Source organism: uncultured Jatrophihabitans sp. (assembly GCF_964246335.1).
Taxonomy (GTDB): domain Bacteria; phylum Actinomycetota; class Actinomycetes; order Mycobacteriales; family Jatrophihabitantaceae; genus Jatrophihabitans.
Genome location: NZ_CAXTQF010000043.1, coordinates 22,964 through 29,248 on the forward strand (window position 1 = coordinate 22,964; position 6,285 = coordinate 29,248).

Below are 6,285 nucleotides of genomic sequence, written 5' to 3' on the forward strand. Positions count from 1 at the left end.
AATCTAGTACTCGGTTTCAGCGCACGCCGCGGGGCCGGAACTGCACGCTGATCCGCGCACCGTTCGCCTTGGCGCTCTTGGGCACGGCGTGCTCCCAGGTGCGCTGGCAGCTGCCGCCCATGACGACGAGATCGCCGTGCCCGAGATCGAGCCTGATCGTCGCGCCCCCCGTGGCGACGCCTGGTCTGGGACGCAGCATGAGCGGACGAGCTGCGCCGAGCACGATGATCGCGACCATCGTGTCGTGCGTGTTGCCGCGGCCGATGCGGTCACCGTGCCAGGTGACGCTGTCGCGCCCGTCGCGGTACAGGCACAGGCCGGCGGTGGCGAAGCGCTCGCCGAGCTCGGCGGCGTAGTGCGCGTCGAGTGCCCGCTTTGCCTCGACCAGCGACGCGTCGGGCAACGGTTCGTGCTCGTCGACGAAGTGCAGCAGCCGCGGCACGTCCACCACGCGGTCGTACATCGGCCGCCGCTCGGCGTGCCACTCGACGTTGTGCTGCAGCCGCTCGAACAGCGTGTCGGCGCCGCCGATCCAGCCCCGGCGCAGATCGACCCACGCGCCGTCGGTGAGCGGGCGCCGCGCCACAGTCTCGCCGAGCCGCCCGACCGTCACCTCGCTCGCGTCGTCGAGCAGCGACGCCTGCAGGCCGGTCACCTCACCGACAATAGCAAACAGACGTTCGAATCGACAGCACTGTGCGCCTAGACCATGCTGGGACGCATGGCCGACCTCGACGACGCGCGTGCACTTGCGTTGGGGTTGCCGGAGACCACCGAGCAGGACCACCACGGCATGGCGTCCTTCCGGGTGCGTGGCAAGATTTTCGCGACGGTGCCGGACGACGCCCACCTGCGCGTCATGCTCGGCGAGCCGGCGATCCACGCCGCCATCGCCGAGTACCCGGACGCGTGCGAGCCGTTCTACTGGGGCAAGCGGCTGGCGTGCGCCGTCGTCTCGCTGGCCGACGTCGACCGGACGATGCTAGGGGAGCTGGTCACGGACGCGTGGCTGGCGAAGGCGCCGGCACGCCTGGCCCAGCAGTTGGATTCGGCCGACGACTGAAGCCGGACGTCATCCGGCCAGCAGGGCGAGGATCTCGTCCGTCGTGCCGGTCTCGCCGAGTCTCGGGAAGATGCGCGCGACGCTGTTGGTGTGGGCGTCCGCGTCGCGATCGGTGACGGCGTCGGTGGCGACGACGACGTGGTAGCCGTGCTCGTGCGCCGAGCGCGCCGTCGATTCGACGCCGGCACTGGTGGCCACGCCGGCGATGACCACCTGCGAGACGCCGCGTTCGCGCAGCTGCGAATCCAGGTCGGTGCCGGTGAACGCGCCCCAGCGCTGTTTGACCACGCGCAGGTCCGTTGCGGCCGGCTCGAGTTCGTCCATCAGTTCGGCGAAGTTCGGCGGGAACTCGCGCGCCGCCCCCGATCCGCGTTCGGTGCGCCCGGGCGGTCGGCCGGTTGCGGTCACCAGCACGACGGGCAGGCCGCGCTCGCGGAACGCGCGGGCCAGACGCGCGGACTGCGCGACAACGTCGTCCATCGGGTGCGCCGCCTCGATGGTCGCCAAACCCTTCTGCAGGTCGACGACGACGAGCGCGGTGTTCGGATCGAGGGTGCTGACCGGCACGGTGTTAGTCCTTCGAGCTGGGTTCGGCGGTCTGGTCGCGTCCGACGCGGGCGAGCGAGCGGTCGGTGACGGTGATGAGCAGGCCGAGGCAGGCGACCGCGACGGTGAAGATGCCGACGTCGTGCAGCCCGGCGGTGTCGGCCGTCTTGTCGAAGAACGTTCCGTTGACGGCGGACGATGCGATCGCGCCGAGGTAGAAGAAGCTGCGCATCAGCCCGGCCGAGGCGCCGATGCGTTCCGGGTCGGCCTGGAAGTACACGGCGTTCTGGATGGCGAGCGTGTTCAGTCCCTGCGGGATGCCGAGCACGACGGTGACGAGCAGCAGCAACCAGATCGAACTGGCGCCGGTCAGCATCAGCAGCAGGACGCACGCGATGACCTGCGTCGTCTGGCCGACGAGCAGCTTGGCCTTGATCTCCGGTCGACGTCCGGTGATCGCCGAGACGGCGACGGCCAGCGCGGACATCGGCAGCAGCACCAGGCCGGCGTGCGCCGCGCTCATCCCGTGGCTGTCCTCGAGCCATTGCGTGTAGCCGTACAGGAACGAGTACGAGATCACCGCGGACATCAGCGCGCGTGCGTACGTGAGCAACAGCGGCACATTGCCGCCCAGCAGCCGCAGATCGATGAACGGGTCAGCCGTGTGCAGCTCACGCACGGTGAAGGCCGCCGCGGCGACGACCGCAACGCCGACCAACCACAGCCGATCGAGCTGCGGCGTGACGAGGAAGAACAGCAGCGCAACGAGCGTCGCCGCGAAGAGCGCGATGCCGGGCACATCCAGCGACGGGTGCCGGGACGTCCGTTCGGCGCGATCCTCGCGGGGGAGACGCCGCACGCCGAGCAGCAGGCAGGCAAGTGCGAGCGGCACGTTGATCGCGAACGTCGTGCGCCAGCCGCCGAGGCCGATGAGCAGGCCACCGAACGTCGGTCCGATGACCACGACCGTCTGGCTGCAGACGGACAGGATGGTCAGCACGCTCGCCGGACTGGACCGGCCGGTGCGTTGCGCCTCGCTGCGGATCAACCGCATCGCCGACGGGTAGCCGGCACACGTCCCGAATCCGAGGATCACCCGTGCGACGACGAGGACGGGCAGGTTCGGTGCCACCGTGCCGAGCACGCCCGCGACGCCGGTCAGCGTGGCGCCGGCGAGGAACAGCCGGCGCGGGCCGAACGAGTCGACGAGGCGGCCGACGACGGGCTGGCCGATCGACGTCGCGAGGTACAGCCCGGACACCAGCCACGCGGTCTGCGACGGTGGTGCGCCGAACGCGATGCCGATCGGGACGAGCGAGACGGCGATGATCGACGAGTTGATCGGGTTGAGGACGGCGCCGAGCGCCATCGGGACGATCAGCCGGCGGTCGAAGCCGGCGTCCCCGGGCGTGAGCCGTTCGCGGACCCGCTGCGCGAGCGCCGCCGTCACTGCCGGGCCAGCCGCTCCACCAGCGCGGCGGCGTCGATCAGGGTGCGGATCTCGTCGGCGGTCAGTTCGTCCTGGATGCGGGTGGCGAGCCATGCGTGCCGGGCGCTGCGGGTGCCGCGGAACGTCGCCGCACCGGTGCGGGTGAGCGTGACGAGCTGGCGCCGGCCGTCGTGCGGGTCGGCGTGCCGCTGGATCAGGCCTTTGTCGTCGAGCGCGGCGAGGATGGCGGCCATCGACTGCGGGCGGACGTTCTCGACCGCGGCCAGGGCGCTGGCGCTCGCCGCGCCGTTCTTGGCGAGCAGGACGAGCACCGAGGTCTGCGACGGCGTGAGGTGGTCGTCGGTGGCAACCTCGCGCAGCCGTCGCCGGATCCGGCCGATCGCCGAGACGAGGTCCTGCCCGGCGCGCACCGCATCGGCGCTCACCCGCGTTGCCGTGCTCATCGCACACCTCTGATAGCCAGCCCGAACTGTTCAGGGCAAACTTATCAGTTCAGACTGTCTATCGCCAGTCCGGGCTAGCTGATCCCGAACAGCGTCTTCAGCGGTTCGATCGCGAAGTACACGAGGAAGACGAGCGACACGACCCACATCAGCGGATGGATGCTGCGCGCCTTGCCGGTCAGCGCGCCGATGACGACGAAGCTGATGAATCCGGCGCCGACGCCGTTGGTGATCGAGTAGGTGAACGGCATGAGCACGATGGTCAGGAACGCCGGCACCGCGATGCTGATGTTGCTGAAGTCGATGAACCGGATCTGCGCCATCAGCAGCACGCCGACGACCACGAGCGCCGGCGCGGCGGCCTCGGACGGCACGATCTGCGCGATCGGCGAGAGGAACACCGTCACCACGAACAACAAGCCGGTGGTGACGCTCGCCAGGCCGGTGCGCGCGCCGTCGCCGATGCCGGACGCCGACTCGACGTACGTCGTGGCCGACGACGCACCGGACGCGCCGCCGCCGACGGCAGCGAGCCCGTCGACGAGCAGCACCGAGCCGATCCGCGGCAGGTTGCCGTCCGTGTCGAGCAGCTTGGCCTCGCTGCCCAGGCCGATCGTCGTGCCCATCACGTCGAAGAAGTCCGACAGCACCAGCGAGAAGATGATGACGATGCCGGAGATCACGCCGACCGCGGAGAAACCACCGCCGAGCGAGAACGAGCCGAGCAAATGCAGGTCCGGCAGGCCGAAGCTCTTGTGCGAGAACGACGGCACGTTGAGCTGCCAGCCGTTCGGGTTCTTCTTCGCGTCGAACGCACCGACGTTCGCCACCGCCTCGATGATCACGGCAAGCACGGTGGCCACGACGATGCCGATGAGGATCGCGCCGCGCACCCGCAGCGCCATCAGCACCGCGATCAGCAGGATGCCGACGACGAACACGAGCGTGGGCCAGCCGCGCAGGTTGCCGTCCGAGCCGAGCTGCGTCACCGTTCCGTTGCCGATGCGCACGAAGCCGGCGTCGGCGAAGCCGATCAGCGCGATGAACAACCCGATGCCCACCGCGATCGCGCTCTTCAGCTCGCGCGGGATCGCGTGGAACACCGCCGTCCGGAACCCCGTCAGCACCAGCGCGGTGATGACCAGACCCTCGATCACGACCATGCCCATGGCGGCCGGCCAGGACATCCGGGACGCGACCTGGAACGCGACGAACGCGTTGAGCCCCAGCCCGGTGGCCAGCGCGAACGGGTAGCGCCCGACGACGCCCATCAGCAGCGTGAAGAACGCCGCCACCAGTGCGGTAACGGCGGCCACCGCGGCCAGCTTGGGCGCGTGCCCCGAGCCGAGGAAGTTGCCGTTCACGTCCTTGGCGGTGCCGATGATGATCGGGTTCAGCACCACGATGTAGACCATCGTCACGAACGTGACGAGGCCGCCGCGCACCTCCCGGGCGACCGTGCTGCCGCGCTCGGTGATGCCGAAGAAGCGGTCGAGCCCGTTGCGTGGGGTCGCGCCTGTGCCGGGGCCGGGGCCTGCGTGATTGTGGGTCGGCGCGGCCGTGTCGGCCTGCCCGGCGCGGATCGTGCCGGCCTGGCCCGCGCCCGTCGTGTCGCCGAAGCTGCCTGCGGTGTCTGGATCGGTCACGGGGCGGCATCCTGCCGCATCGTTGTGTCCTGCGTGTATCGGGGCTGCGCGTCAGCGCCGGCCGAACGGCTGACTCGTCGGTGAGGGCGGCGGGAGCGCGCGTGCCGGGCTGCGCGGCCACCCCGCCGAGCGGTGCGTGCTGCCGGCGTCGTAGGCGTCTGCGTCCCAGCCGCCGTAGCGCTGGCTCAGCTCGATGTCGGGGTGGGTCGGCACGTACATGGTGCGCTCGGCGACCCGGCGCCGCCGGACCCGGAACGCGAGCGCGACGGCGGCGATCGCGACGATGACTGCCAGCGAGACGATCGTCCCCAACATGGCCGCTCCCTGTGATCAACTCGGACGATACGCGCGGTCCGCGGTGGGCACCAGGGACGCGCGGACGTACCGTTGAGCCGTGTTCCGCCGTATCCGCTTCGCCCTGCGCCCGGGCTGGCTGGTGGTGCACGTCCTCGTCCTGGCGGCGGCGATCACGATGATCTTCCTCGGCCGCTGGCAGCTGCATGTCTCGGAGTCGAAGCACTTCGACATCCAGAACTTCGGCTACGTCATCCAGTGGTGGCTGTTCGCGACGTTCGCCGTCGCCATGTGGCTGCGGGTGCTGCGGGACGCCGCGCGGCGCCAGGGAGCCGGGCCCGTCGACCTGGCAGCCGAGCGGGCGCTCGCCGCGAACGACGAGCCGGTCGCCTACCGTCGCTACGTGATGCCGACGACTGCCGCGCCGCCCGACGACGACTACCGCGCCGCCTACAACGACTACCTGGCCGGGCTCGCGCGCAACGACACCGAGCGCCGATGAGCGAGAGCGTCAACTTCGGCCGCAGCCTGACCGACGTCCGGCAGCCGGCGATCGACAACGAGCGATTTGCCTCCGCGCAGGGACATCTGGCGCGCTATCGCGTGATGGCGTTCGTCACCGGCGTCGTGCTCGCCGCCGGCACCGTCGCGCTGATCCTGAAGTACGCATTCAATGTCCACCTGCCCGGGTACGCGATCGTCTGGGTGGCGCACGGCTGGCTGTACGTCATCTACCTGGTCGCCACCGTCGTGCTCGGCTTCCGGCTGCGCTGGCCGCTGCCGCGCTACGTGCTGGTGATGCTGGCCGGCACGATCCCGACGATGTCGTTCGTCGCCGAGCAC

9 protein-coding genes are annotated in these 6,285 nt (G+C 70.2%); 3 read left to right on the top strand and 6 right to left on the bottom strand.

Annotated elements, in window-relative coordinates; genetic code table 11:
- Nucleotides 1-16: 16 nt before the first annotated feature.
- Nucleotides 17-655 carry an alpha-ketoglutarate-dependent dioxygenase AlkB gene (locus ACFFCN_RS12855; RefSeq protein ID WP_375492164.1) on the bottom strand — a complete coding sequence of 213 codons (639 nt, stop codon included), beginning with the start codon at nt 653-655 and terminating at the stop codon, nt 17-19.
- 66 nt (nt 656-721) lie between these two features.
- Here ACFFCN_RS12855 and ACFFCN_RS12860 point away from each other — a divergent pair, with 66 nt between their 5' ends.
- The gene (locus ACFFCN_RS12860; RefSeq protein WP_375492165.1) at nt 722-1,063 is read left to right on the top strand and encodes an MmcQ/YjbR family DNA-binding protein; all 342 of its coding nucleotides are present in this window, start codon (nt 722-724) and stop codon (nt 1,061-1,063) included.
- Nucleotides 1,064-1,072: 9 nt separating this feature from the next.
- Here the strand turns inward: ACFFCN_RS12860 and ACFFCN_RS12865 are convergent, their stop codons facing one another.
- The 5 genes from ACFFCN_RS12865 to ACFFCN_RS12885 all read right to left on the bottom strand — a co-directional run bounded on the left by ACFFCN_RS12865 (nt 1,073) and on the right by ACFFCN_RS12885 (nt 5,463).
- The gene (locus ACFFCN_RS12865) at nt 1,073-1,630 is read right to left on the bottom strand and encodes an isochorismatase family protein (protein ID WP_375492167.1); all 558 of its coding nucleotides are present in this window, start codon (nt 1,628-1,630) and stop codon (nt 1,073-1,075) included.
- 4 nt (nt 1,631-1,634) lie between these two features.
- A complete protein-coding gene (locus ACFFCN_RS12870) occupies nt 1,635-3,059 on the bottom strand; it encodes an MFS transporter (protein ID WP_375492168.1) in 1,425 nt (474 codons plus the stop codon).
- Complete coding sequence (locus ACFFCN_RS12875) at nt 3,056-3,502, bottom strand: MarR family winged helix-turn-helix transcriptional regulator (protein WP_375492170.1); 447 nt, start codon at nt 3,500-3,502, stop codon at nt 3,056-3,058. Before ACFFCN_RS12875 ends, ACFFCN_RS12870 begins: the two co-directional genes overlap by 4 nt.
- A gap of 74 nt (nt 3,503-3,576) precedes the next feature.
- Complete coding sequence (locus tag ACFFCN_RS12880; RefSeq protein ID WP_375492172.1) at nt 3,577-5,148, bottom strand: NCS2 family permease; 1,572 nt, start codon at nt 5,146-5,148, stop codon at nt 3,577-3,579.
- A gap of 51 nt (nt 5,149-5,199) precedes the next feature.
- Complete coding sequence (locus tag ACFFCN_RS12885) at nt 5,200-5,463, bottom strand: hypothetical protein (RefSeq protein ID WP_375492173.1); 264 nt, start codon at nt 5,461-5,463, stop codon at nt 5,200-5,202.
- Nucleotides 5,464-5,542: 79 nt separating this feature from the next.
- Here ACFFCN_RS12885 and ACFFCN_RS12890 point away from each other — a divergent pair, with 79 nt between their 5' ends.
- Together ACFFCN_RS12890 and ACFFCN_RS12895 are read left to right on the top strand one after the other, a co-directional pair.
- Nucleotides 5,543-5,944 carry a hypothetical protein gene (locus ACFFCN_RS12890; protein WP_375492175.1) on the top strand — a complete coding sequence of 134 codons (402 nt, stop codon included), beginning with the start codon at nt 5,543-5,545 and terminating at the stop codon, nt 5,942-5,944.
- Nucleotides 5,941-6,285: DUF3817 domain-containing protein (locus tag ACFFCN_RS12895; RefSeq protein ID WP_375492177.1), on the top strand; the 345-nt coding region annotated here is incomplete at its 3' end. The genes ACFFCN_RS12890 and ACFFCN_RS12895, both read left to right, overlap by 4 nt.